The organism is Actinoplanes octamycinicus, from assembly GCF_014205225.1.
Lineage (GTDB): Bacteria > Actinomycetota > Actinomycetes > Mycobacteriales > Micromonosporaceae > Actinoplanes > Actinoplanes octamycinicus.
Map to the genome: position 1 here is coordinate 6,415,208 of NZ_JACHNB010000001.1, position 22,977 is coordinate 6,438,184.

General features: G+C 72.3%; 28 protein-coding genes. 17 read left to right on the top strand and 11 right to left on the bottom strand.

Going from position 1 to position 22,977, the window contains the following annotated elements:
• Positions 1-51: 51 nt before the first annotated feature.
• Positions 52-249, top strand: coding sequence for a hypothetical protein (locus tag BJY16_RS28365; RefSeq protein ID WP_185042617.1), 198 nt, complete (start codon positions 52-54; stop codon positions 247-249).
• A gap of 206 nt (positions 250-455) precedes the next feature.
• Here BJY16_RS28365 and BJY16_RS28370 read toward each other — a convergent pair whose 3' ends face one another.
• Positions 456-983, bottom strand: a complete 528-nt coding sequence (locus BJY16_RS28370; RefSeq protein ID WP_185042618.1) for an SMI1/KNR4 family protein — start codon at positions 981-983, stop codon at positions 456-458.
• A 116-nt stretch (positions 984-1,099) separates the two neighbouring features.
• On the opposite strand from BJY16_RS28370, the gene BJY16_RS28375 reads away from it, so the two are divergent.
• Complete coding sequence (locus BJY16_RS28375) at positions 1,100-1,609, top strand: LytR C-terminal domain-containing protein (protein ID WP_185042619.1); 510 nt, start codon at positions 1,100-1,102, stop codon at positions 1,607-1,609.
• On the opposite strand, the gene BJY16_RS28380 is transcribed toward BJY16_RS28375, so the two are convergent.
• Positions 1,606-2,025: an NUDIX domain-containing protein gene (locus tag BJY16_RS28380; protein WP_185042620.1), complete on the bottom strand. Its 420-nt coding sequence runs from the start codon at positions 2,023-2,025 to the stop codon at positions 1,606-1,608. The genes BJY16_RS28375 and BJY16_RS28380 overlap by 4 nt on opposite strands.
• A 100-nt stretch (positions 2,026-2,125) precedes the next feature.
• Positions 2,126-2,524, bottom strand: a complete 399-nt coding sequence (locus tag BJY16_RS28385) for a MarR family winged helix-turn-helix transcriptional regulator (RefSeq protein ID WP_221502043.1) — start codon at positions 2,522-2,524, stop codon at positions 2,126-2,128.
• Between the two features lie 129 nt (positions 2,525-2,653).
• Between BJY16_RS28385 and BJY16_RS28390 the strand changes: the two genes are divergently transcribed.
• On the top strand, positions 2,654-3,103 hold the full coding sequence (locus BJY16_RS28390; protein ID WP_185042622.1) for an SgcJ/EcaC family oxidoreductase: 450 nt from the start codon (positions 2,654-2,656) through the stop codon (positions 3,101-3,103).
• 34 nt (positions 3,104-3,137) lie between these two features.
• Here the strand turns inward: BJY16_RS28390 and BJY16_RS28395 are convergent, their stop codons facing one another.
• The gene (locus BJY16_RS28395) at positions 3,138-3,626 is read right to left on the bottom strand and encodes a GNAT family N-acetyltransferase (RefSeq protein WP_239177591.1); all 489 of its coding nucleotides are present in this window, start codon (positions 3,624-3,626) and stop codon (positions 3,138-3,140) included.
• Between the two features lie 157 nt (positions 3,627-3,783).
• Between BJY16_RS28395 and BJY16_RS28400 the strand changes: the two genes are divergently transcribed.
• Entirely contained in the window at positions 3,784-4,224 is a 441-nt protein-coding gene (locus BJY16_RS28400) for a VOC family protein (protein WP_185042623.1), read from the top strand.
• On the opposite strand, the gene BJY16_RS28405 is transcribed toward BJY16_RS28400, so the two are convergent.
• Entirely contained in the window at positions 4,170-5,651 is a 1,482-nt protein-coding gene (locus tag BJY16_RS28405) for a serine hydrolase domain-containing protein (RefSeq protein WP_185042624.1), read from the bottom strand. The genes BJY16_RS28400 and BJY16_RS28405 overlap by 55 nt on opposite strands.
• Positions 5,652-5,737: 86 nt before the next feature.
• On the opposite strand from BJY16_RS28405, the gene BJY16_RS28410 reads away from it, so the two are divergent.
• The 3 genes from BJY16_RS28410 (at position 5,738) to BJY16_RS28420 (ending at position 8,248) form a co-directional block, all read left to right on the top strand.
• The gene (locus BJY16_RS28410) at positions 5,738-6,919 is read left to right on the top strand and encodes a sensor histidine kinase (RefSeq protein WP_185042625.1); all 1,182 of its coding nucleotides are present in this window, start codon (positions 5,738-5,740) and stop codon (positions 6,917-6,919) included.
• Positions 6,916-7,584, top strand: a complete 669-nt coding sequence (locus BJY16_RS28415; RefSeq protein ID WP_185042626.1) for a response regulator — start codon at positions 6,916-6,918, stop codon at positions 7,582-7,584. The genes BJY16_RS28410 and BJY16_RS28415 overlap by 4 nt, the downstream gene beginning before the upstream one ends.
• Before the next feature lie 244 nt (positions 7,585-7,828).
• Positions 7,829-8,248: a DUF6924 domain-containing protein gene (locus BJY16_RS28420; protein ID WP_185042627.1), complete on the top strand. Its 420-nt coding sequence runs from the start codon at positions 7,829-7,831 to the stop codon at positions 8,246-8,248.
• A 75-nt stretch (positions 8,249-8,323) separates the two neighbouring features.
• Here BJY16_RS28420 and BJY16_RS28425 read toward each other — a convergent pair whose 3' ends face one another.
• Positions 8,324-8,848: an Ltp family lipoprotein gene (locus BJY16_RS28425; protein WP_203759084.1), complete on the bottom strand. Its 525-nt coding sequence runs from the start codon at positions 8,846-8,848 to the stop codon at positions 8,324-8,326.
• Between the two features lie 273 nt (positions 8,849-9,121).
• On the opposite strand from BJY16_RS28425, the gene BJY16_RS28430 reads away from it, so the two are divergent.
• Both BJY16_RS28430 and BJY16_RS28435 read left to right on the top strand, forming a co-directional pair.
• Positions 9,122-10,084, top strand: a complete 963-nt coding sequence (locus BJY16_RS28430; RefSeq protein ID WP_185042629.1) for a hypothetical protein — start codon at positions 9,122-9,124, stop codon at positions 10,082-10,084.
• Positions 10,085-10,238: 154 nt separating this feature from the next.
• Positions 10,239-12,035: a rhamnogalacturonan lyase gene (locus tag BJY16_RS28435; protein ID WP_185042630.1), complete on the top strand. Its 1,797-nt coding sequence runs from the start codon at positions 10,239-10,241 to the stop codon at positions 12,033-12,035.
• A gap of 46 nt (positions 12,036-12,081) precedes the next feature.
• On the opposite strand, the gene BJY16_RS28440 is transcribed toward BJY16_RS28435, so the two are convergent.
• Entirely contained in the window at positions 12,082-12,642 is a 561-nt protein-coding gene (locus BJY16_RS28440; protein ID WP_185042631.1) for a hypothetical protein, read from the bottom strand.
• A 122-nt stretch (positions 12,643-12,764) separates the two neighbouring features.
• Between BJY16_RS28440 and ligD the strand changes: the two genes are divergently transcribed.
• Together ligD and BJY16_RS28450 are read left to right on the top strand one after the other, a co-directional pair.
• Positions 12,765-13,979, top strand: a complete 1,215-nt coding sequence (gene ligD, locus BJY16_RS28445) for a non-homologous end-joining DNA ligase (protein ID WP_239177590.1) — start codon at positions 12,765-12,767, stop codon at positions 13,977-13,979.
• Between the two features lie 28 nt (positions 13,980-14,007).
• Positions 14,008-14,802: an alpha/beta fold hydrolase gene (locus BJY16_RS28450; protein ID WP_185042632.1), complete on the top strand. Its 795-nt coding sequence runs from the start codon at positions 14,008-14,010 to the stop codon at positions 14,800-14,802.
• A gap of 65 nt (positions 14,803-14,867) precedes the next feature.
• Here BJY16_RS28450 and BJY16_RS28455 read toward each other — a convergent pair whose 3' ends face one another.
• On the bottom strand, positions 14,868-15,293 hold the full coding sequence (locus BJY16_RS28455) for an Hsp20/alpha crystallin family protein (protein WP_185042633.1): 426 nt from the start codon (positions 15,291-15,293) through the stop codon (positions 14,868-14,870).
• A 170-nt stretch (positions 15,294-15,463) separates the two neighbouring features.
• Between BJY16_RS28455 and BJY16_RS28460 the strand changes: the two genes are divergently transcribed.
• On the top strand, positions 15,464-15,832 hold the full coding sequence (locus BJY16_RS28460) for a hypothetical protein (RefSeq protein WP_185042634.1): 369 nt from the start codon (positions 15,464-15,466) through the stop codon (positions 15,830-15,832).
• An 85-nt stretch (positions 15,833-15,917) separates the two neighbouring features.
• Here the strand turns inward: BJY16_RS28460 and BJY16_RS28465 are convergent, their stop codons facing one another.
• Positions 15,918-16,760, bottom strand: a complete 843-nt coding sequence (locus BJY16_RS28465) for a transporter substrate-binding domain-containing protein (protein WP_185042635.1) — start codon at positions 16,758-16,760, stop codon at positions 15,918-15,920.
• Between the two features lie 89 nt (positions 16,761-16,849).
• Between BJY16_RS28465 and BJY16_RS48625 the strand changes: the two genes are divergently transcribed.
• A complete protein-coding gene (locus BJY16_RS48625) occupies positions 16,850-18,424 on the top strand; it encodes a methyl-accepting chemotaxis protein (RefSeq protein WP_185042636.1) in 1,575 nt (524 codons plus the stop codon).
• A gap of 151 nt (positions 18,425-18,575) precedes the next feature.
• On the opposite strand, the gene BJY16_RS28475 is transcribed toward BJY16_RS48625, so the two are convergent.
• Positions 18,576-19,166 carry a TetR/AcrR family transcriptional regulator gene (locus tag BJY16_RS28475; protein WP_185042637.1) on the bottom strand — a complete coding sequence of 197 codons (591 nt, stop codon included), beginning with the start codon at positions 19,164-19,166 and terminating at the stop codon, positions 18,576-18,578.
• Positions 19,167-19,211: 45 nt separating this feature from the next.
• On the opposite strand from BJY16_RS28475, the gene BJY16_RS28480 reads away from it, so the two are divergent.
• Both BJY16_RS28480 and BJY16_RS28485 read left to right on the top strand, forming a co-directional pair.
• A complete protein-coding gene (locus BJY16_RS28480; protein ID WP_185042638.1) occupies positions 19,212-19,607 on the top strand; it encodes a DUF1707 domain-containing protein in 396 nt (131 codons plus the stop codon).
• 92 nt (positions 19,608-19,699) lie between these two features.
• Positions 19,700-20,680 (top strand): MsnO8 family LLM class oxidoreductase, encoded by a 981-nt coding sequence (locus BJY16_RS28485; RefSeq protein ID WP_239177589.1) that lies wholly within the window; start codon positions 19,700-19,702, stop codon positions 20,678-20,680.
• Positions 20,681-20,715: 35 nt separating this feature from the next.
• On the opposite strand, the gene BJY16_RS28490 is transcribed toward BJY16_RS28485, so the two are convergent.
• Positions 20,716-21,735 carry an LLM class flavin-dependent oxidoreductase gene (locus BJY16_RS28490; protein ID WP_185042639.1) on the bottom strand — a complete coding sequence of 340 codons (1,020 nt, stop codon included), beginning with the start codon at positions 21,733-21,735 and terminating at the stop codon, positions 20,716-20,718.
• Positions 21,736-21,857: 122 nt separating this feature from the next.
• On the opposite strand from BJY16_RS28490, the gene BJY16_RS28495 reads away from it, so the two are divergent.
• The gene (locus BJY16_RS28495; protein ID WP_185042640.1) at positions 21,858-22,601 is read left to right on the top strand and encodes a hypothetical protein; all 744 of its coding nucleotides are present in this window, start codon (positions 21,858-21,860) and stop codon (positions 22,599-22,601) included.
• Positions 22,598-22,936: a transcriptional regulator gene (locus BJY16_RS28500; protein WP_239177588.1), complete on the top strand. Its 339-nt coding sequence runs from the start codon at positions 22,598-22,600 to the stop codon at positions 22,934-22,936. Before BJY16_RS28495 ends, BJY16_RS28500 begins: the two co-directional genes overlap by 4 nt.
• Positions 22,937-22,977 lie beyond the last annotated feature (41 nt).

Here is a 22,977-nt window from a genome sequence, read left to right on the forward strand (position 1 = left end):
AAGGTGATCCGGCAAGCGCGAAATCGGGGGCGGAGAAACAACGTGTCAGATGTGAAGCCACGCAACGGCGGCCTGGTGGGCCTTTACGTCGTCCTGCTGGGTGCCAACCTGTTCTTGCTGGTCTCGTCGCTGCTGGACGGCGACTACGAGTGGTGGGAGCTCGCCCTGCGGCTGCTGGTGATCCCGATCTGGGTCCTGGCCCTGCGCACCGAGCTGCGCAAGCCCAAGCCCCAACCAGCCGACAGCTGACCGACCGGCGGCTGGCCCGACCGGCTCCGGAAACGTCCGGCTGAGGGCAATGGTGTCCGGTGGCCCGTCTCGGCTCATCGAGCGTGATCCTTATGGCTCTCACCGAGGATTCCCCGCCGGACGGATATGACGTCGTTGGCGGGGATGGTGCCAGCTGGCCCCGCCTGGGGTGCAGGGCCGCCGGCGCGCAGTTCGCGGTGCCGCCGTCAGAACGGCTCGCCGTCGTCGTCGAAGGGGCCGTTGCAGACCTGCTCGACGAACTTCTCCAGTTCGTCGAGTAGGCCCTCGGTGCCGGCCGCTATGACCTCAACGGATCGCGGCTCGCCCGGGGCGAGTGCGACGAGCGCCGGGATCGGCTGCGGCTCGCGATCGAGGCCGTCGACCAGCTCCAGCGGGCCGACACCGTTGGCGAGCAGCCACACGTAGTCGCCGAGATTCCGGGCGAAGACGGCCAGTTCGCCCTCCGAACCGAGGAACGCCACCGGCTGTGCGTCGATCGGCGCGGACGGATCCCGTACCCACAGGGTCGCCTGGCCTCCGGAACCGTCCATGCCGAAGAACCGGAACGGCGGCTCGGCCGCCGCGTCGTTGCCGGTCCACGCCCGCCACCAGTCGGTGACCTCCTCGGCCGGGTCGAACTCGTCGAACGGCTCGAAGTCGTGCCCTTCGTGACCGACGGCGAAGGGGGCGGCGAGGGCCGCGGCCAGCAGGGGAGGGAACGTCCGATCGACCACGGCCAGCAGCCTAGAACACGGGCCGGAACACCGATCAGAAGCGGTCATCGGGCGGGGAACGGCACGGCTCGATAACAACAGGTTCGATGGGTACGCCCGGTGGGCACAAGGGCGGCATGAAGGACACGCGTGTGCGGGCCTACCGCATCCTCAGCGCCCTGACCGGGGTCGCGGCGGCTGCCGCCGCGGTCGCGGTCGTTCACGACACGCAGGGTGTCGCCGCGGCCAGCGAGAGCTGCACCGTCCAGGTGAACGTGGCGCTTCCGGAGCGCCCGGCGCAGGTCAAGCTGCGAGTCTCGAACGGCACCCGGACGGCGGGGCTGGCCGAGCGGGTCAGCGCGGACTTCGGCAACCGTGGCTTCGTGATGCAGCCGCCGGCCAAGAGCAAGACCAAGGTCGACCAGGTCGCGGTCATCGAGTACGGCCCGAAGTCGGTCGGCGCCGCCCAGTGGATCCGGGCGTTCTTCCTCGGTCAGGCCGAGCCCCGGTTCAGCGCGTCGCGGACCACCGACGTGGTCGACGTGCGGGTCGGCGCCCGGTACCGGCAGCTGGCCACGCAGACTGAGGTGAACCAGTCGCTGGCCCAGCTCGGCGAGCCCACCCCGCCGCCCGGGACCTGTGCCTAGCGAGCCGCGAGCACCTCGGTGAACATCGCGAGATAACCGTCGTGGGCCAGGGCCAGGCCGTCGAGCTCGTCGGCGGTGAACCAGCCGATGGCGTCGTGCTCCTCCGGCGCGACATTGACCGGGACGCCGGTCCACGTGTCGACGAGCCAGACCTGCATGTCGTACGTCGGGCCGTGGATCTCTCGCATCGGCGGACCCGGCGGCGGGGGGATCTCGATGCCCACCTCCTCCCCGATCTCCCGGGCGAGGGCCGCGCCGGGCAGCTCACCGGGCTCCACGTGTCCGCCGGGCAGGTCCCAGACGTCCGGATACCAGCGGCGCTGCGGCGAGCGGTGGCAGAGCAGGATCCGGTCGCCGTCGCGCAGCAGCGCGGCGACGATGTGAGCCCGGTCTTCGTGGTGCGCGGAGATCGACACAGGGGCATTGTGCCGTTCGCGGCGCGCCGACGATGACCGGCGTGCGGATCGTGGGGGACAGCAGCGAGCACGAGATGGTCGCCTGCTTCCTCGCCGGGGGTCACCGCGGATCGGATCCGAGCCGGATCGTCTGCTCGCGCAGCACCTCGATCATGCGATGGAGGTAGCTCACGATGGCCGCCTGTTCCGCCGGCTCGTACTCGGTGATCACGCCGCCGAGTGCCTGACCCAGCCGCGCGAACGTCTCGGCCAACTCGGGGCGTTCGGTGTCGGTGGCGCGGATGATCGCCCGCCGCCGGTCGGCCGGGTCGGTCTCCCGGACCACGAATCCGCCGGCCGCGAGCCGCCCGACGACGCTGGTGATCCCGGCGGCGGTCAGGCCGGTGCGCCGGGCCAGCTCACTGGCACTGAACGGGCCGTCGACCGCGATCAGCTCAAGGGTCTTGAGGTCTCCGGCCGACAGCCCCAGTCGTGCCGCCGCGGCCTGATGAAACAGCACGACGGCTCCGCTGAGGTCGCGGCCCAGGTTACGGCCGGCGCGATGGTCCACCGTTGACACTCCACCCATCAATACTTAGATTCGGCGTAGTAATTGCTACGCCGAATCTAAGTAAACCAGGAGGATGGGATGACCACCACGGCTCATGCCCGCGTTGTGGACACTCTGACCGGGCTGGAGGAGTGCTGGCAGGCCGGTGACGCCGAGGCGTATGCCCGCCTGCACGCGGCCGACGCGACCTATGTGGCGTTCGACGGCACGGTCCTGACCGGTCGTGCGGAGATCGCCGCGGGCCACCGTCCGCTCTTCGACGGCATCATGCGAGGCTCCCGCCTGGCCGTGGTCGAGCGCACGATCCGGTTCCCCGACCCCGCCACGGCGATCGTCGTGCAACGCGCCGGCATCGTCATGCGGTGGCAGAGAGGCCGGGCCACGCCATCGAAGAAGCGCCTGTCGACGAACACGACGATTCTGCGCCTCGACGGGGACGCGTGGCTGGTCGCCGCATTCCAGAACACGCGATACCACCCGTGGGCGAAGACGCTGATGGGGCGGCTGATGACCCGCTCGGCCGGCTGATCGCACGATCGGGAGCGGAACCCTTTCCGGCCGATCAGTTGATGGTGGGGCTGCGGCGCTCGACGAGGACGACGTCGCGCCAGACGCCGTGGTGTCGGCCGACGCGTTCGCGGGTGCCGACGGTGCGGAAGCCGCACGCGGCGTGCAGGGCCAGGCTGGCGGCGTTCTCCGGGAAGATCCCTGACTGGATCGTCCAGATCCCGGCCTTCTCGGTGCTGGTGATCAGCGCGTCGAGCAGTGCCCGGCCGATGCCGTGACCGCCGTGAGCGGGATGGACGTAGACGGAGTGTTCGACGACGCCGGAGTAGACGCAGCGGTCGGAAACCGCGCCGCACGCGGTCCAGCCCAGGACGGTCCGGTCGGTGCCGAGGGCGACGAAGCGGTGCTCGGCAAGCCGGGTCGTGGTGAACCGGTCCCAGGTGGGTGGCTCGGTCTCGAAGGTGGCGTTGCCCGTGGCGATGCCGAGCCGGTAGATCTCCAGAACCGGCCGGGCGTGCTCGTCGGTCATCGCGGCGATGGTCATCCGGCCTGCCTAAACACCTCTTCACCTTGGCAGCTCTGCAGGTGGCGGGCAAGCCGGTCACCTCAGGCTGCTGTGACGGGTCACCGGCAGCGCGGACGGATCGGTACGGTGAACGCCGGTGTCGCGGACACCAGGCGATATGACGGGAGCACGGGCCATGGCCTTCGTTCGGCGGTTCGACCACGTCGGCATCACGGTTGCCGACCTCGACGCGGTGACCGCGTTCTTCGTCGGGCTCGGCCTCGAGGTGCAGGGCCGGATGCCCGTCGAGGGCGAGTTCCTGGACACCGTCATCGGCATCCCCGGCTCGCGCACCGAGATCGTCATGCTGCAGCCGCCCGGCGGCGGCACCTGTCTGGAACTGTCCAGCTTCACGCGCCCCGACCCGGTGCCCGGCTCGCCGGCCGCCATGGCCAACGAGCTGGGCCTGCGCAACGTCGCCTTCGAAGTCGACGACCTGCGCGCCGCGGTCGACTGGGCCGCCGCGGAGGGCTACGGCCTGGTCGGCGACATCGGCCAGTTCGAGAACGCCTGGCGGATGGCCTACGTCCGCGGACCGGAAGGGATCATCGTCTCGCTGGCCGAGCGGGTCGGCTGAGCCCGCCCGGCACGGCCACGCAGGAGCATCGCCAGCCGGACCAGCGCGAGCGTGACACCGGCGGCCGACGCCACCGCGAGCAGCAGCGTGAACGTGGGATACAGGTAGGCGGCCTGCGGCCAGGAGATGTCCCGCCCGCCGTAGAGGCCGCTGACCAGGCGATCCAGCGTGACGAGCACGGCCAGCGGCAGGAGCGGGGCGACCAGCGTGGTCACGGTCCGCCAGCGACTCCGGGTGACCTTCGCCCACTGGCGAGACCCACAGATCCTCCGTACGCCCACAGCCGCCACGACCAGCACCCCGGCCAGCAGGGCGAGGTCGATCCCGGCCAGCGGCGTGCTGACGGGCGCCGCCGCGCGGCCGTCGATCAGGTCGACGAGGCGGGCACCGATCGCCTGGGCGTCGCGGTGCAGCGTGCCGGTGTTGGCCATCACCGCGATGCCGTAGCCGCGGGTGGGCAGCAGTGCCTGATAGGCGGTGAAGGTCATCATGTCGCCGTCGTGCTCGATCAGCGCGGTCCCGGACGCGCTGGTGTCGGCCTCCCAGCCCAGGCCGTACCCGGCGAGGCCGGGACGATGCATCTCGGCGACGGCGGCCGCCGACACCACCCGGGTGCCGTCCGCCGCCACCCCCTGGTTGCCCTGTGCGATCAGCCAGCCGGCCAGATCGTGCGCGGTGCTCAGCACCGCACCCGACCCGGCGCCGAACGCGGGCGGTTCGGGCAGCGCGACCGCCCGGCCCGCGATCATCAGATGCCCGCGGCCGCTGGCCGGCAACTGGTCCGCGGTGGTGACGGTCCGGCTGCCGGTCATGCCGAGCGGGCCGAAGACGTGCCCGCGCAGGTAGGCGTCGAACGGCTCCCCACCGACCACCTCCACCAGCCGCGCCGCGATCTGATAGTTCGGGTTGTGATAGCTGAACCGGGTACCCGGGTCGGCGTCCAGCCGGGCATGGCGCATCGCGGCGACCGCCTCGCGCAGGTCGTGCACCAGCGGCGCGCTGAACGACGGGTTCGTCCGATCGGACAGCCCGGAGGTCTGGTTCAGCAGCTGCCGCACGGTGATCCGGCCGGCCCGCCCGTCGGCCAGGACGAACTCCGGCAGGTAGGTCCGCACCGCCTCGTCCAGCCGGATCCGGCCGGCGTCGGCGAGCTGCAGCACCGCGAGCGCGGTCATCGACTTGCTGACCGAGGCGACCGCCATCACCGTACGGTCGGTAACCGCCTCGCCCTGCCCGGTGCGGCCGTACCCGGCGACGTGCACGACGGTCCGGCCGCGGGTGACCGCGACGGCGACCCCCGGCACCCCGGTCGCCTCCCGGTACGACTCGACGACGGCGTCGATCGATGCCGGCGTGATCGTCGTGGCCGGGCCGGGTGGTGCGGTGGGCAGGGCGAGGACCAGGGCGGTCAGCATGCGGATCGGCATCGGGCCAGCGTGCGGGCAGGCGGGCCGGGCGCACATCGGACCGTGGTCCGATGCGCCGCCGGGTGCGCTGTCACTACGGTGGCATCGTGCTGATTTCCCGCCGGACCCTGCTGGTCGCCGACGTGCTGCTGTCGGTGGCCGTCACGGCCGCCGCGGTGCTGCGGACCCCGGGGCCCGGGGTGGCGGTGTGGCTGCTGGCCGCGTTCGTCGGGCTGCCGCTGGCCGCCCGGCGCCGGTGGCCGCTGCCGGTCTTCGCGGTGACGGCCGCGGCCGGAGCCGGGGCGGTGCTCGCCGGGGTGGGCGCGGACGTGGCGATCTGGGCCGTCGCCCTCGCGCTGTACCCGGTCGCGTCCTCGGAGCGCAGCCCCGTGTGGGCGCTGCCGTCCGCCCTAGCCGTGATTCTGCTGCCCGGGCTCGCCGACGCCCTCACCGGCAGGCTGCCCGTCATTCCGACGCCCGCCGGGGAGGAGTCGTTCAGCAGCGCGCCGGCGATGGCGGCCGCGATGAGCGTCGCCGTGATCGGCGGCTCGTGGGCGCTGGCCCGGACCGTGCGCACCCGCCGGCGGCACGCGGGCGAGCTGGCCCGGCTGCGCACCGCCCAGGCGGTCACCGAGGAGCGGCTGCGGATCGCCCGGGAGGTGCACGACGTCGTCGGGCACAACTTGAGCCTGATCGCCATGAACGCGGCTGTGGCCCGGCACCTGGGCAGTGAGCAGGACGCCGCGCTGCACACGATCGAGCAGGTCAGCCGGGGCGCCCTCGACGAGGTCCGCACGGTGCTCGGCGACCTGCGCGGCGCTCCCGGCCTGGCTGATCTGGACGCGCTCGCCGGCGCCACCCGGGCGGCCGGCGTGCAGGTCACCGTGGACGCGCCGGTGTGGGCGCGGGCCGCGGTGCAGCCGGAAGCGGCGATCGCGGTGCAGCCGGAAGCGTCGGCCGCGGTGCGGTCGGACGTGCCGGACGCGGTGCAGCCGGAGGTGCCGGCCGCGGTGCAGACATCCGCCTATCGCATCGTGCAGGAGGCGCTCACCAACGTGCGCCGGCATTCCGGCGCCCGGCACTGCCGGGTGACCGTCACGACGACGCCGGACGCGCTGACCCTGGCGGTGGTCGACGACGGCGGCGGCGCGGACCGCGAGGCGGAACCGCAGCACGGGCTGGCCGGCATGCGGGAACGTGTCGCCTTGCACGGCGGGACCCTCAGCGCCGGCCCGGAACCGGGCGGCGGCTTCGCGGTGCGGGCGAGCCTGCCGTACCGAAAATCATGAGCGTCGCTCCGGTCCGCGTGCTGCTGGCGGATGACGAACCGCTGTTCCGGACGACCGTGCGCCGCCTGCTCGACGCCAGCCCGGGCATCACCGTCGTCGCCGAGGCCGGCACCGGGCGCGAAGCCGTCGCCCTCGCCGCTGACCATCGCCCCGACGTCGCCCTCATGGACGTCCGCATGCCGGACGGCGACGGCATCACCGCGACCGCGCAGCTGACCGCGAGCCCGCACCCGCCGCGCGTGCTGGTGCTGACCACCTTCGACCTGGACGACCACGTCTACCGGGCGTTGCGGGCCGGCGCCAGCGGTTTCCTGCTCAAGGACATCACCCCGCCCCGCCTGCTCGACGCCATCCACACGGTCGCAGCCGGCGAGGCCCTGCTCGCGCCGACCGTCACCCGCCGCCTCATCGACGCTTTCACCAGTCGCCCGGCCGCCGTCCGTTGCCTGGACGGTGTCACCCCGCGCGAACAGGAGATCCTGCGCCTGATCACCCACGGCCTGTCCAACGTCGAGATCCAGAACTCCCTGCACATCAGCCGAGCCACGCTGAAAACCCACATCGGCCGCCTCCTGATCAAGTTGAACGCCCGCGACCGTGCCCAGCTGGTCATCGCGGGCTACCAGGCCGGCCTCGCCGACCGCCCGCCCAGCAGTCCTCCGTGAAATCGCGAAACCTCAGGGCGAGCGGTGCGGCCACCCGGTTCGTGAGGTGGACGTGGTGTAAACGCGCTGCTGCAGCGGGGCGGGTGGGCTGCGCGGTCGCTCACTTCGCCGCCTTGTCTGCGGCCCCGCTGCTCTGCGGCGGCTGCTCGGGATCGCCACGCTGCTCGTCCAGCGGCTGAGCCCGGCGGCGTCCGAGCGCGCACGCTGACTTCCCGGCGACCGGCGTACCTGAGAAGATCCACTGATGCGGTCACTGCCGAAGTCCGAGGACCTGACGTCGCTGGTTGTTCGCACGGACTTCGGGGACGACGTGCGGTGGGAAGCCTTCATCGCGGCGTTGCGCAGCACCGACGAGTATCCGGTGGCCACGTTCGTCAGCGATCCGGCCTACGCCGGGGTGACGATCCAGCAGTTGGTCGACGCGGATGCCGCGGCCGAGCCGGACGATCGGGAGTTCTACCTGTTCGTCGCGGACGCGACCACCCTGGCCGACGACGAGTTCCCGCTGCTCGCCGTCGACCTGGACACCGAGCCGGGGCGTAGTTTCCGGGTGCCGGTGCGGTTCTACGGTGACGTCTCGGCCAACCTGTCGATCGCCAATCTGGACTTCGCCGACTTCGCCGACGCGGTGGACGCGACCGGCACCTACCGGGGCTCGGACTGAGGCGGGCCCGGGAGCAGCATGCGGCCGTCGGCGTCGCGTTCGGCCGGGACCACCGTCGCCGTAGACGTCCTCGGGCTAGAGGCCGACCTTCTTGACGCCGTAGTTCGCCTGCTTGGTCGTGAACCCTTCGAATTTCAACTGCTTGATCAGCCCGGACCGGGAAAACGAACTGAAGTCCAGGTATTCGGCCGCTTTCTTGGCGGCCTGCTCGTTCCAGTCGGCCTTTTGCGCGTCCACCCCGAAGGTCGCGTCCTTCGTGCTGAATCCTTCGAACTTGAGCTGCTTGATCAGTCCGGAACGGGAGAACGAGGAGTACGACAGGTAGTCGGCGGCCTTTTCGACAGCGTTCTGTTGAGCGACGGTCAACTCCTTCGTCGGCTCGGCGACCGCCTCGGTGGCCGCGGGTTCCGTCGTCGGTTCGGCGACCGGCTCCGCGACGGCCTCGGTGGCCGCTGGCTTTGTGCTCACCGTTCTGGTGGTGGCGGCCGCGACGGGTGCCGCGGCCGGCGTCTCGCCGCCTCCGCCGGCGGCGACGCCGATGGCGACCAGCCCGGTGAGAATGCCGGCGCCGATCAGTCCGGCCTTCTTGCCGCGGCTCATCGTGGTCTTCGGGGCGGGGGAGGAGATGTATCCGGGAACCGTCATGCCGCACTCTCCTCGCATATCTGCCGTATCGACGGCAACAATTCCGGAATCGCTGTTCGCGCCGGTTCCCCATCAGGCTAAATCGCATCGGCAGTGAAGTGATCCGCTGGACGTGTCCCGCCGGTGACTTCATGAACGACCACGGCAGGCCGGTGGGACGAGTCATTCCGGGAACGGCCGCCGGACCCGGGCCTTGTCCGTCGCGGCCGCGCCGGGCATTCTCGTGCCGTGGAATGGACGGACGACCTTTCGGTACGCCTCGCTCGCGGCACCTCGACTCGTGACCTGGTCACGTACCTGCGCACGGCCCACGACGAGGGGGTGGACCGCCGGGAGGTCCTCGCGGTGCTGACCGAGCGGTTCGCGCTGCCGTTCGACGATGCCCGGCTGGCGATGGACCGGGTGCGGGGCGGCGTGGTCCGGGCCGCGTCCGGCGTCCCGGAGAACGAGCCGGATCCGCGGAAGGACCCGCTGGCCTGGGTGTCCTACCGGCTGGAGCTCGGGCTGCCGGTCGACGACGACGCCGAGGGGCCGACCCCGCCGCAGCGGGCGGCCGCGGAGGCCATCCTGGAGCGGGCCCGGCGCGGCGAACCGCCACACGGCTCCGAGGACGTCGCCGTAGCGCTCGAGGTCACCCGGCTCGCGGTCGCGTCGCGGGAGCCGGACCGGGTGCGTTTCCACCTGCTGATCGCGGCGGCGACGTCGATCTCGGCGGCGGCCGAGGCGTGCGTCGACCGCCTGGGGGAGCAGCCCTGCGCCTATGAGGGCTCCCCGGAGTGGGTCGACGGGGTCGCGCTCGCCGCGGCCGCCCGCCAGGTCACCGCCAAGTTCGCCGCCCAGCCCGACCCGCAGCTGGAGGAGCGCGGCCTCGGCCTGGTGGGACGCATCGTCACCCGGCTGCTGGGCCAGTCGCACGCCTTCGTCGGCCGGGTGATGCTCGAATCGGCCCGCTGCTACCAGCGCAACGGCGACCCCGCCCGGGCCGCGTCGCACGTCGAGGCGGTGGTGGCGGATTTCGCGGGCCTGGTGGACCGGTTCGAGGCCGAGGACCCGGCCGACGAGGACGTCATCGCCCTCGAATACCTGCTGGCCGCCATCGAGCTGATCGTTGAGGTCCGCGGCGGTTCCGCCGACCTCGACGCCCTCGCCGGCCGGACCCGGCGCATCCTCGCTGAAGCCTCGGCCGATTAGGAGGCCTGGTCGGGCGAGTACTCCGGCAGATCCCCTTCCGCCGCCTCGGAGAAATCCAAACTGGTCTATGGAATGCGCTTTCCCGGTGCTACGGTCCCGGGTTAACCGCTTCAGTAGCGGTGCGTCCCTGTCCTCAACCACGTTGGGATCCCCCATGCGACGCAAACTCCTCGCCGTGGCGGCCGTGCTGCTCACGGCAGTCCCCACCCCGGTCAGTGCCGCCGACTCCCCGGTCGCCGGCGTCGACAACCTGGACCGCGGGCTGATCAGCCTGCGGACCCCGACCGGCAACTTCCTGTCCTGGCGGCTGCTGCGGTCCGACCCGGCCGGTGTCGCGTTCAACGTCTACCGCGGCGCCACCAAGCTCAACGCCACCCCGATCAGCAACGGCACCAACTTCACCGACGCCGGCGCGCCGGTCGGGGCGTCGTACACGGTCAGACCCGTGGTCGGCGGCGTCGAGACCGCCTCGCTCAAGGCGGCCGCCCCGACCGTCGCGCTCGCCGCCGCCTACCAGGACGTGCCGATCCAGATCCCGGCCGGCGGCACCACCCCGGACGGCGTCGCCTACACCTACTCGGCCAACGACGCCTCGGTCGGCGACCTGGACGGCGACGGCTCCTACGAGATCGTGCTCAAGTGGGACCCGTCCAACGCCAAGGACAACTCGCAGTCCGGCTACACCGGGCCGGTGATCATCGACGCGTACCGGCTCAACGGCACCCGGCTGTGGCGGCTCAACCTCGGCAGGAACATCCGGGCCGGCGCGCACTACACCCAGTTCCAGGTCTTCGACTACGACGGCGACGGCAAGGCCGAGGTCGTCATGAAGACAGCTGACGGTACGACCGACGGCACCGGCGCGGTGATCGGCAACTCGTCGGCGGACTACCGGAACTCGTCGGGGTACGTGCTGTCCGGGCCGGAGTACCTGACCGTCTTCAACGGCCAGACCGGCAAGGCGATGGCCACCGCCGACTACGTGGTGCCGCGCGGCACCGTCTCGTCGTGGGGTGACAGCTACGGCAACCGGGTCGACCGGTTCCTGGCCGGGACCGCGTACCTGAACGGGTCGTACCCGAGCATCGTCATGGCCCGCGGCTACTACACCCGCTCGGTGATCGTCGCCTGGGACTACCGCAACGGCGCGCTCACCCGGAAGTGGACGTTCGACAGCAACTCGTCCACCAACGGCTCCGCCTGGGCCGGGCAGGGCAACCACCAGCTGTCCGTCGCCGACGTCGACAGTGACGGCCGGGACGAGATCCTGTACGGCGCGATGGCCGTCGACGACAACGGCTACGGCCTGTGGACCAACGGGCAGGGCCACGGTGACGCGTACCATGTCGGTGATCTGATCCCGAGCCGTGCCGGCCTGGAGGTCTTCAAGGTCGACGAGAGCACCACCAAGCTGGCCGCGTGGATGGCCGACGCCCGCACCGGCGCGATCATCTGGTCGAACGCCTCCTGCGGCTGTGACAACGGCCGCGGCGTCTCCGACGACATCTACGCCGGCAGCCCCGGCGCCGAATCGTGGTCGTCCGGCGTCTCCGGGCTGTTCAACACCGCCGGGCAGAACATCGGCCGCAAGCCGTCCAGCGCCAACTTCGTCATCTGGTGGGACGGCGACGCCCAGCGCGAGCTGCTCGACGGCACCCACATCGACAAGTACGGCACCGGCGGCGACACCCGGTTGCTGACCGCCAGCGGGGTGCACTCCAACAACGGCACCAAGGCCACCCCGTCGCTGCAGGCCGACATCCTCGGCGACTGGCGCGAGGAGGTGATCTGGCCGACCACCGACAACACCAAGCTGCGGATCTACTCGACCACCGACAGCACCAGCATCTCCCGGACCTCGCTGATGCAGAACCGGATGTACCGCGAGGCGGTCGCCTGGCAGAACACCGCGTACAACCAGCCGCCGCACCCGTCGTTCGCGATCTCGTAGCGCCTCTCGTCCCCGCCGGGCCCTCGCGCTCGGCGGGGACCGTCCGTCAGCATCGCGGCGGGTCGCCGGCCACGCTGGACAGGGCGTTCTCGTATCCGCCCCCGAAATCGACCCTGGTGATCCTGCGTAGTGGCCACCTGGTGGGGTCACGATGCCAGGTCGCCTGCGGGGTCACCTCCCGGATGTCGACGGTGCGCTTGCGGACACCGGCGAGACGGCCGATGAAACACATGTCCGGGAGCGATTTCTCCAGGTGCAGGGTGATCAGCGAGAAGTGCTCGGCAACCGACACGAGGAGCTTGCGGAGGTCGCTCAGGTCCACGTCCGGCGGCGCGGTGGGTGGCCAGGTGCCCTGCGCCGCGAGGGCCGTGCTGACGAAGGCGCCGGTCGGACGTCGTCTGACGGCGACGACGTCGGCCGATCGCACCGCCGCGAAGCCGTTGAGCCGGATGTTGTCATCGACGACGGCCAGCAACAGCCACGAGTCGGCGAGCCGCATGACATACCCGTCGAGCCGATCCGCCGGATCGCATCGGCGCCGCAGGCGTACCAGCCGGCGCTCGCACCACGCCCGGTCGAGCCGGGAAGCCACCTTCGATCTGCCCATCGTTCGATCATCGAAGGGTGAGGCCGCCGGCGCAGGCGTTCCCGGCGGTCCCGGCACGAACTACCCCGGTGTAGTTCCGCGCGGGCCGACATCGTCTGACCTGCGGCGGGTACCCCGCACCGGTGACCCTCGAGCAGACCATGCCGGAGCTGGTGGCGCCGATGCTGGCCGCCGCCGGGCCGCTGCCCGCCGAGGCCGGCTGGGCGTTCGAGTACAAGTTCGACGGGATCCGGGCGATCGCGTACGTCGACCGCGGCAGCGTGCGGCTGCTGTCGCGCAACGGCAACGACGTGACCGGGAGCTACCCGGAGGTGCAGCAGCTGGCCGGGCTGCTCCCGGGCCGGCGGGCGATCCTGGACGGCGAGATCGTCGCCCTGGAACCGGGGGACCGGCCGTCGTTCGCCCGGCTGGCCGCCCGGATGCACGTCGCCTCGCCCAGCGTGACCCTGGTGAAGACGGTGCCGGTCGTCTACTACGTCTTCGACGTGCTCTGGCTCGACGGCGCCCCGCTGGTCGACCTGCCCTACGAACAGCGCCGCAGCCGCCTGGTCACGCTCAACCTGGACGCCGGCGTGGTGCGCACCCCGCCGGAGTTCATCGGCGTCGACGGGTCCACGGTGCTGCGCGCCGCCGAGTCCGGTGGCCTGGAAGGCGTGGTCGCCAAACGGCTCAGCTCGCCCTACCGGCCCGGCAAGAGGTCGGCCGACTGGACGAAAGTGCCGCTGATCCGTACCCAGGAAGTCCTGGTCGTCGGCTGGAAGCCGGGCGAGGGCCGGCGGGCCGGCACGATCGGCTCGCTGCTGCTGGCGGTCTTCGACGAGGACGACCGGCTGCGCTTCGCCGGGCACGTCGGCACCGGCTTCACCGATCTGATGCTGCGCCAGCTGCACGACCGGCTCAGCCCGCTGCGGCGCGGCACCGCCCCGGTGCCGGACGTGCCGCGCGAGCACACCCGCCGGGTCACCTGGGTGGAGCCGGTGCTGGTCGGCGAGGTCGCCTTCCGCAACTGGACCCCGGACGGCCGGCTGCGGCATCCGTCCTGGCGCGGCCTGCGCACCGACCGCGGGACCGGCGCCGCGCGCCGCCGGCCCAGCCCGGCCGTGCCACCCGCGTCCGGCCAGGTCCAGGGCGCCTTCCAGACGCCGGACGGCCGCTGGCGGGTCGAGGCGGTGCAGCGCGGCGGCGACCACTTCTACCGGCTGCTGCGCGGCGACAACGTGATCGACGGCCTCGGCATCGCCGCCGTGCGGGACCTGCTGGACCAGGCCGGCATCGACTTCGCCGACCTGGTCGAGGCCGGCACCGACCCGTCCCCGGGCCGTCCCGAGGTCGCCTGAGCCGCGCCGGAATGGGTACCGGACCCTGGTGCCCTCAGCAGAGTTCCACAGCCGGACGACCACGGTCCGCGGCCTGCCCACCCATGACCTGCACGCCGCCGGACCCGGTGGCCTGCCGATCGTGCTGGTGCACGGCCTCGCCGTCTCGCACCGCTACCTGATGCCGACCGCCCGCGCCCTCGCCACCCGGCACCCGGTTCTGGTTCCCGACCTGCCAGGATTCGGAAAGACCGGAAAACCGCGTTTTGCGTACGACGTGAGCGCGCACGCCGAGCACCTGGCCGCCTGGCTCGACACGCTCGCCCTGCCCCGGGTCTGCCTGGCCGGGCACTCGTTCGGCGCCGAGGTGGTCGCCCGGCTCGCCGTGCACCGCCCGGACCTGACCGCCGCGATCGTGCTGGCCGGCCCGACCACCGACCCGGCCGCCCGGTCCCGCCGCGCACTGATCGGCCGCTGGGCCCTGGACCTGTTCGTCGAGCAGCCCTGGCAGGCGCCGGTGCTGGCCCGCGACGTGGCCGACGCCAAACCGTGGCGGGTCCTGGCCACCGTCGGCCACTCGGTGCGCAACGCCATCGAACGCGACCTGCGCCGCCTCCCGGTGCCCCCACTGGTCCTCGGCGGCTCCCTGGACCCGGTCGCGCCGCTGCTCTGGCGCACGGAGGTGGCCACGATGACCGGCGGCGTCGCGGTCACCATCCCGCAGGCCGCGCACAACGCGCTGACCACGTCGCCGCGCCGCTCCGCCGACGCCATCACGGCCTACCTGCGTACCCGGATGTCGGACGTCGTGGCGGTGGCCCGGTCACGGCCCGGCCCCCGGTAGGGTGCCGGGCCGCTTCGGAGGTGACCAGGAGCGAGGTCGGATGCCGGCCGGGGCCGGCGACGCGGTCAGCCCTTGATCTGCTTGCGGCCGCCGTTGCCGGCGCCGATGGCGATCCTGCGGGGCTTGGCCTTGGCGGAGACCGGGATCTCCAGGGTCAGCACGCCGCTGTCGTAGCTGGCCTTGAGGTTCTCGGTGTCGAGGGTGTCGCCGAGGAACAGCTGGCGGCTGAACACCCCCATCGGACGCTCGCTGATCACCGTCTCGACGTCCTCCTTGCCGTGGCGGCGGCGCTCCGCCCGCACCTGCAGGACGTTGCGCTCCACGGTCAGGTCGATCGAGTCCGGGTCGACGCCGGGCAGGTCGAAGTACACGTAGAAGGTGTCACCGTCGCGCTCGGCGTCGACGTGCATCACCGCGGGCCGGCTGCTGGTGCCGGTGAACTGCTCGAACACGCGGTCGAGGTCGCGGAACGGGTCGGTACGCAGAAGCATGGCCATCTCCTCCTTCGGTGCTGCCTCACCAGGGGTGGTAGTTGAGCCTCGAAGACTCAAGTCTTCGCTCCTTCTGGATTAGCACTCTCGGCCGCCGAGTGCAAGCCGTTGACAGCCGGCGACCCACGTTTTATTGGTGGAGAGAGCAGGTCCTCAGGAGGTGACCACCGATGTTGACGCAGCCCTCGCTCCCGCTCACCGACCGGTGGGCGCTGCACATCGCCGCCAGCCCGCATCGGGTCGACGACATCCTCGCCGACCTGTGCCTCCACCAGCGGGCCCGGGCGATCGGCGACCCGGCGTTCCCGGCGTGCCTGCTCGGCCGGGGCAGCCCGGACGAGCCGCCGGCCTGGCTGAGCTTCGTCCGCGCCGAGTTGGAGCGCCGCGGCCACCGCACCCGCTGGTGCGGGCCGGACTGCCGCCACCAGCTGTGGCCGCCGGCCACCACGCCGGACCCGGCACGCCGCCGGCGAGGCCGGACCTCGCTGCGCCGGCTGACCGGTCGCACCGCGCATCACCGCGCGCCCGCGCCGGCGTGACCGGTCGCAGCGCGCATCACCACGTGCCCGCGCCGGCGTGACCCGGGGCGCGGCGCACCGCCGCGTGCCCGCGGCCGGGTGACGCTCAGGCGCCGCCGTTGATCGCGCCGGTGCGCAGGGCGCCCTCGGTGACCTTCCACTTGGTCAGCAGGGCGTCGTAGGCGCCGTCGTCGATCATGGCGTACAGGGCGGTCTGCACGGCGGTGGTGAGCGCCTCGCGGTCCTTGGCGACGCCGATCCCGTACGGAATGGCCTCGATCTGCGGCCCGGACAGCTCCAGCCCGGCGTCGCGCTGCACGTCGAGGGCGGCGATCGGGAAGTCGTTGAGGGCCGCGTCGGCGCGCCCGCGGGCCACCGCCACCGACGGGGTGGCGCTGCGGACCACGGTCGCCTTCTTCTTGGTGCACTTCGCGGCCTGCGCGGTGGCCATGTCGACGTAGACGGTGTCCGGCTGCACGGCCACCCGGCGCCCGCACAACCCGGGCATGCCGCCGATGTCACCGGTGCCCTTGGCCACCACGATCGACGTGCCGGCGTTCAGATAGTTCACGAAGTCGGCCTTCTTCTGCCGCTCCGCCCGGTCGAACATCGACGACACCGACACGTCGATCTTGTGCTGTTCGACCTGGTCCAGCAGGTCCCCGAAGCCGACCGTCTGCCACTCGACCTGCAGGCCGAGCCGGTCCGCGATCGCCTCGACCAGCTCGACGTCCAGGCCGGTGTAGGTGCCGCCCTGCTTGAACGTCATCGGCTCGAACGTCGGGTCGGTGCCGCCGACCAGCCGGCCGGACTGCTTGATCTCGTCCGGCAGAGCGGCCCGCGCCTCGGCCAGGCGGTCCACCGTCGTGGTGCCCGCGTCGGACCCGCAGCCGGCGAGGCCGGCGGTGAGCAGCAGACCGGTCAGAGCCGAAAGGATGCGTCGCCCCATGCCCCCCTCTTCGGGCGGGTGCCGAGCGGACTGAGGCGAATCACCGCAAAAACGAACTCTGCTTACTAATCTGGCTGCGGGAGGTCAGCGTGACATTCACGATCCGGCGGCAGGTGGCGGCTCTCGCCATTGCTGGTTTCCTGCTGGTGATGACCGCGAGCGCGATCGGCTACATCGGCACGTCCGCCCTCGCCGACCAGCAGTCCACCGCGCGCAACGCCGCCGTCGCCCTGCAGGCGGCGCAGTCGGCGGACATCGCACGCGTGCTGTTCCGCGGCAACGTGCTGGCCGCGCTGGTCACCAACGACGCCACCGAGCGGCAGGAGGTGCTCGACAAGCTCGGCGAGAACGTCCACCAGGTCCGTACCGGGGTGGACGACGCGATCCGTCACCTGCCGGCGATCCGGCCCCAGGCGGACGCGGTCCTGCCGGTGCTCAACGATCTGATCGCCTCCGGCCAGCGGATCGTGACCCTGGCCAGCCGGGTCGCCTCCGACCCGAAACGGACCGCGGCCCTCGCGGCGCGCGGCGACTACGACGCGGTCGACGCGAAAGCCGCCGAGGCGATCGGCGCCCTGCAGACGGCGATCAACGCGCGGGTCAAGGCGGCCTACGACAGCGCCACCTCGGAGGCCCGGTTCGCCAAGACGCTCGCCCTGGTCACCGGGCTGCTCGCGGCGTTCGTGCTGGGCGGCGCCGCGATGCTGCTGGCCCGCCGGATCGCCCGCCGGGTCAACAACTGCCTGGCCGCGGCCCGGGCGGTCGCCGACTACGACCTGACCGTGGACGCCCGGCTGCCCGGCAAGGACGAGCTGTCCCAGCTCGGCGACAGCCTGAACACCATCGTCGTGTCGCTGCGCGCCGCCGTGTCGGAGATCAACGGGAACGCCGCCTCGGTCGCGGCCGCCTCCGAGGAGCTGTCGGCGACCTCCCGGCACCTGTCCGAGGGCGCCGGGACCGCGTCGGCCGAGGCGGCCGAGGCCAACCAGGAGATCGACCAGGTCACCGCCGGGGTCGGCGGGACCACCAGCGCCGCCCACGACCTCGACGCGTCGATCCAGCAGATCACCTCCGCGGTCGCCGAGGCCGGCACGGTGGCGCGCGAGGCGGTCGGGCTGGCCTCCGACGCCAACGGCATGATCGAGCGGCTGCGCAGCTCCAGCGACGAGGTGTCCGCGGTGGTCAGCATCATCACCTCGATCGCCGAGCAGACCAACCTGCTGGCCCTCAACGCCACCATCGAGGCGGCCCGCGCCGGTGAGCACGGCAAGGGCTTCGCCGTGGTGGCCGGCGAGGTCAAGGACCTGTCCCAGGAGACCGCGTCGGCGACCGGCGACATCTCCGCCAAGGTCACCGCCATGCAGGCCGACACCACCACCGCGTTCGAGGCGATCCAGCGGATCGGCCAGGTCATCTCCCGGATCGACGACCTGCAGCACGCCATCTCCACGGCGGTGCAGGCGCAGACCGGCGCCACCGGCCAGATCGTCGCGAACGTCGAGGTGGCGCAGCGCTCCGCGCAGGCCGTCGCCGGCTCGATCAGCCGGGTGACCGGGACGACCACGCTCACCCACGAGGCGGCCAACCAGACGGAGGCGGCCGCGGTCGAGCTGAGCCATCTGTCCCACCAACTCCGGACGGTCTCCGACCGCTTCCGCCTCTGACCGCCTGGCTCAGGAATTGGCGCTGAAACGCGACGTTCCGCAGAAACGGCCGCTCACCAGCGCGATTGGTGAGCGATAGTGCGCCGCCGGGCGGGTCGGCCGTGCCGATCCGGCGAGGTGTTCCTGACAGCCGTTGATCATCTGGCGGCTGTCAGGGCGCGGGGAGCAGCGCGGCCAGCGTCGTGTCGAGGGCGGCGAGCAGGCTGTCGGCCGCCTCCGGGTGGTAGAGCAACCGGGCGGCGATGCCGTCGGAGAGCGCCACGATGGCGTCCGCGACCCGCTGCGGGTCGCCGTGCACGAGCAGGGTGCCGTCGGCCCGGCCGGCGTCGAGCCAGCGCGCCAGATCGGCGGTGATCGCCTGGTCGATCTCGCGCAGCGCCTCGGCGAACGGCGGGTGATGCGCGGCGAACGTGGCGAAGGCGGTCCAGACCAGCGCCTCCGCCCGGCGCTCGGCGTCCAGCGGGAGGGTCGCGTCGATCAGGCGGCGCAGCACCTGGTGCGGCGGGCCCGACCGGTCGACCGCCCGCATGCGCTGCTCGGTCCGCTCCCCGGCCAGGTCCAGGGCCAGCCGCAACATCTCCTCCTTGGTCCGGAAGTACTTCTGCACGGCGCCCGGTGAGCGGCCGGCCCGCGCGGCGACCGTCCGGACGCTGACCTGGTCCAGGCCGGCCTCGGCCACCAGGGCGAGCAGTGCGGCGCCGATGGTGCGGCGCTGCGCGTCACGGTCCACGACTTTCGGCATCGGACTCCTTTGAGATACGGTCGTATTCTAACGGGAGGGGATGTGATGAACCAGAACGACACGCGAGCCGCCGACGCCGACCGGGCGGCAACCGCCGCCCGCCTGGCGGCCGCCCTCGGCGAGGGACGGATCGACCTGGCCGAGTTCGACCGGCGCACCGCGGTGGCGGCCGCGGCCACCACGGTGGGCGAGCTGGCGTCGCTGGCCGCGGACCTGCCGGTGCCGGTCGAGCAGGCGCGGGCGGAGCGGCGCCGCCGGGAGCGGGCCGAGTGGCTGGCCGAGTGGCGCTACTGGCTGGGCGGCGCGGTGATCATGAATGCCGTCTGGGCCGTGCACAGCGTCCGCGACGGGGAGCCGCAGCGATACTGGCCGGTCGTGCCACTGGGCATCTGGGCGGCCATCCTCGTGGCCGTCGCGATCTGGCCGTCCGAGAAGAAGTGACAGGCGGCGCCGGCGGCGGGTTCCTGTGCTGATCGCCACGCGCGCGTCGCGTACGGGAACAAGGTCCTTCGCAGCGAACGCTGGACCCCGGTGTGATCAACGCTGAGGTGCGGCTCTCCCTGCTGGACCGGTCGCGCACCCGGGTGGGTGAGCCGGACGCCGCCGCGCTGCACGGCACCGTCGCGCGCGCCGCCGACGCCGAGCGGCTCGGCTATCACCGGTTCTGGGTCGCCGAGCACCACGGCGTCCCGGGGATCGCCGGCGCCGCCCCGGCCGTCCTGCTGACCGCCGTCGCCGGCGCCACCACGAGGATCCGGCTCGGTTCGGCCGGGGTGATGCTGCCGCACCACCAGCCGCTCGTCGTCGCCGAGCAGTTCGCCACGCTCTCCGCGTTCGCGCCGGGCCGGGTCGACCTGGGACTGGGACGCTCGTCCGGGTTCACCGCGCCGGTCCGCCGGGCGTTGCGGCAGACCGACGGCGACTTCGCCGCCGACCTCACCGAGCTGCGGGACTTCCTTTCCGGTACGGCCGAGATCACCGTGCACCCGGAGCCGGCCGCCCCGGTCCCGCTCTACGTCCTGGCCACCGGCGCCGGCCTCTCGATCGCGGCCGAGCTGGGTCTGCCGGTGATCGTCGGCGGTCCGCTGCTGCGGGCCGGCGGTGAGCGGGCGCTGGCCGACTACCGACGTGCCTTCCGGCCGTCGGTGCGGCAGCCCGAGCCGTGGGTGGCGATCAGCCTGGACGTGCTGGTCGCCGACACCGACGCGGAAGCCGCCGAACTGCTGCTGCCGGAGGCGTGGGCGATGGCGCGGAGCCGCACCACCGGCGAGTTCCCGCCCCTGGAGCCGGTGGCCGTGGCCCGGACCGCCGCCCGGACCGCGCGGCAGCGGCAGCATGTCGAGCAGACCGTCGCGGCGGCGATCACCGGCAGCCCGGCCCGCGTCGAGCAGCGGCTCGCCGAGCTGTTCGACCGGACCGGGGCGGCTGAGCTGGTCACCGCGGGCAGCACCTACGACCGGGACGCGCTGCGCGCCTCCGACGCGGCGCTGGCCGCGATCTTCAAGCGCCCGTGATCAGACGGTCGGCCGCGATGGGCAAGCGCCCGTGATCAGACGCTCGCGCCGAGCACCGCGCCGGCGGTGAGCCGCACCGACTCGACCCGGTCCTCGATCAGCGTCGACTGGTGCGCCACGATCAGCTCGTCGGCCTGCGCCTCCTCGGCGAACCCGGTGAGGTACTCGCGCACCTCGTCCGGGGTGCCGACCGCGGCGTACGTCAGCATCGAAGCGAGCTGGCGACCGTTCGGCGTGGTCAGGAACTCGTCGATCTCCTCATCGGTGTAGTCGACGGCCGGGCCGGTGGAGCGGGTGATCAGGCCCCGGACCAGGGTGCGGCGGGTGGTCTCGAACTGCCGGCGCGCCGACTCGGCCGAGGCGGCGGCGACCACGTTCACCCCGGCGATCACGTAGGGCTCGGCGAGCTGCGCCGACGGCCGGAACTCGGCGCGGTAGGCGGCGACCGCCTGGTGCAGCAGGCCGGGGGAGAAGTGCGAGGCGAACGCGTACGGCAGGCCGTAGGCGGCGGCGAGCCGGGCGCCGAACATCGATGAGCCGAGAATGTACAGCGGCACGTGGGTGCCGGCGCCGGGCGTCGCCCGGACACCCGCCACCCGGGACTCGTCGCCCAGGTAGCCCTGCAGCTCCAGCACGTCCTGCGGGAAGCTCTCGGCGGACATCGGGTCGCGGCGCATCGCCCGCATCGTCACCTGGTCGCTGCCCGGCGCGCGGCCCAGGCCCAGGTCGATGCGGCCGGGGTGGAGCGAGGCCAGGGTGCCGAACTGCTCGGCGATGGTCAGCGGCGCGTGGTTGGGCAACATGATGCCGCCCGCGCCGAGCCGGATCGTCGAGGTCTTGCCGGCGATGTGACCGATCAGCAGGCTGGTCGCGCTCGACGCGATCCGGGCCATGTTGTGGTGCTCGGCGTACCAGACCCGCTCGTAGCCGTACTTCTCGGCGGCCTGCGCCAGGGCGACGGAGTTCTCGAAGGCCTGCGCGACGGTGCCGCCGGGCGCGATCGGCGCGAGATCCAGAATCGAGAGGCGGGGCTGGGCCGAGAAGGTGCTTGTCATGCGGTCTACCAACGCCGCGCCGCCGGAGATCGTTCCCGCCGGTAACTGAGACCACAGCATTGACACCCGTGCCGGAGTGTTTACTCTGTAATCCAGAGTTCGCTGGATCGCAGAGGAGAATCATGAGTGCTGACGCCGCCGACGTGCTCGCCGAGATGGGCAGGCTCAAAGCCCGCAGCCGCGCCCTCGCGCACGGCGGGGCCTGGCTGCCGGCGCTCGTGCTGGCCGCGTTGCCGCTGCTGAGCATCGCGCTCTACCGCAGCCCGTTCTCGTCGATCGCCGAGGCCGGCGGCGGCACGATCGAGTTCCCGTACTGGGCGGGGCTGCCGGAGCAGCAGCGCACCAGCCTGGGGTCGTACCTGTTCTGGTTGATCGCCGCGCCGCTCGCCTTCGGCCTGGTCGGGCAGTGGTACCGCCACCGCGAGCGCCGCGCCGGCGTCCGGGTGCCGTGGCGCATCCCGGTCGCCGCCGGCGCCACCGGCCTGCTCTGCCTGCTGGCGCTCTTCGCGGCCCCGTCCGGCCAGCACGGGCCGGGCTGGGCGGGCGCCGCAACCTCGTGGTGGCAGGGCCTGCTCACCCCGCTGCTCGGCGTCGCCGCCGCCGTCATCGCCCTCGGCATCATCGAGCGCAGCGCCGGCATCACGCTCTCCGGCCTGTGGATGGCGGCCCTGGCCTGGCAGTTCTGCGCCACCGGCCTGGTCGGCGGGCTGACCGGCTGGCAGTCCTGGGTGCTCGGCGGCGGGTCCGGTCCGGCGCTCGGCGGGCAACTGACACTAGGGGGCATGGACCGTCCCGCGCCCGCCCTGCTGATCATGACGGCGCCGCTGGTGCTCACTGCCGTCTACCGCGCTGTGCGGCAGAAGTGAGCGAGAGCGCGCCGCACCCCGCGGTCGGCCTCGACGACGTCACCCACCAGCGGGTCCGGCTCGGCGTGCTGGTCATGCTGGCCGAGATCCCGGAGTGCGCCTTCGCCACCCTGCGCGCCGAGCTGCAGCTCACCGACGGCAACCTCAACCGCCACGTCCAGGTCCTGGTCGACGCCGGCCTGGTCACCCTCACCAAGGGCTACGAGAACAACCGCCCCCGCACCTGGGTCAAACTCACCCGCGACGGCCGCCGAGCCCTGCGCGCCGAGCTGTCCGCCTTGGAGCAGCTGACCGCCCGCCTCAAGGCCGCCGACCTCGACGACCCATCCCCATGACAAACACTTCTTGCGTACGCAGGAAGCGCTGAAGGCCAAAC

Bases quoted from the DNA above. Each gene is read 5' to 3' on its own strand.
- BJY16_RS28415 (WP_185042626.1), top strand. From the start codon at position 6,916: ATGAGCGTCGCTCCGGTCCGCGTGCTGCTGGCGGATGACGAACCGCTG.
- BJY16_RS28375 (WP_185042619.1), top strand. From the start codon at position 1,100: ATGAAGGACACGCGTGTGCGGGCCTACCGCATCCTCAGCGCCCTGACC.
- BJY16_RS28395 (WP_239177591.1), bottom strand. From the start codon at position 3,626: ATGACCATCGCCGCGATGACCGACGAGCACGCCCGGCCGGTTCTGGAG.
- BJY16_RS28425 (WP_203759084.1), bottom strand. From the start codon at position 8,848: ATGAGCCGCGGCAAGAAGGCCGGACTGATCGGCGCCGGCATTCTCACC.
- BJY16_RS28455 (WP_185042633.1), bottom strand. From the start codon at position 15,293: ATGCTTCTGCGTACCGACCCGTTCCGCGACCTCGACCGCGTGTTCGAG.
- BJY16_RS28490 (WP_185042639.1), bottom strand. From the start codon at position 21,735: ATGACAAGCACCTTCTCGGCCCAGCCCCGCCTCTCGATTCTGGATCTC.
- BJY16_RS28475 (WP_185042637.1), bottom strand. From the start codon at position 19,166: ATGCCGAAAGTCGTGGACCGTGACGCGCAGCGCCGCACCATCGGCGCC.
- BJY16_RS28435 (WP_185042630.1), top strand. From the start codon at position 10,239: ATGCGACGCAAACTCCTCGCCGTGGCGGCCGTGCTGCTCACGGCAGTC.
- BJY16_RS28495 (WP_185042640.1), top strand. From the start codon at position 21,858: ATGAGTGCTGACGCCGCCGACGTGCTCGCCGAGATGGGCAGGCTCAAA.
- BJY16_RS28420 (WP_185042627.1), top strand. From the start codon at position 7,829: ATGCGGTCACTGCCGAAGTCCGAGGACCTGACGTCGCTGGTTGTTCGC.
- BJY16_RS28440 (WP_185042631.1), bottom strand. From the start codon at position 12,642: ATGGGCAGATCGAAGGTGGCTTCCCGGCTCGACCGGGCGTGGTGCGAG.
- BJY16_RS28460 (WP_185042634.1), top strand. From the start codon at position 15,464: ATGTTGACGCAGCCCTCGCTCCCGCTCACCGACCGGTGGGCGCTGCAC.
- BJY16_RS28390 (WP_185042622.1), top strand. From the start codon at position 2,654: ATGACCACCACGGCTCATGCCCGCGTTGTGGACACTCTGACCGGGCTG.
- BJY16_RS28465 (WP_185042635.1), bottom strand. From the start codon at position 16,760: ATGGGGCGACGCATCCTTTCGGCTCTGACCGGTCTGCTGCTCACCGCC.
- BJY16_RS28400 (WP_185042623.1), top strand. From the start codon at position 3,784: ATGGCCTTCGTTCGGCGGTTCGACCACGTCGGCATCACGGTTGCCGAC.
- BJY16_RS28405 (WP_185042624.1), bottom strand. From the start codon at position 5,651: ATGCCGATCCGCATGCTGACCGCCCTGGTCCTCGCCCTGCCCACCGCA.
- BJY16_RS28480 (WP_185042638.1), top strand. From the start codon at position 19,212: ATGAACCAGAACGACACGCGAGCCGCCGACGCCGACCGGGCGGCAACC.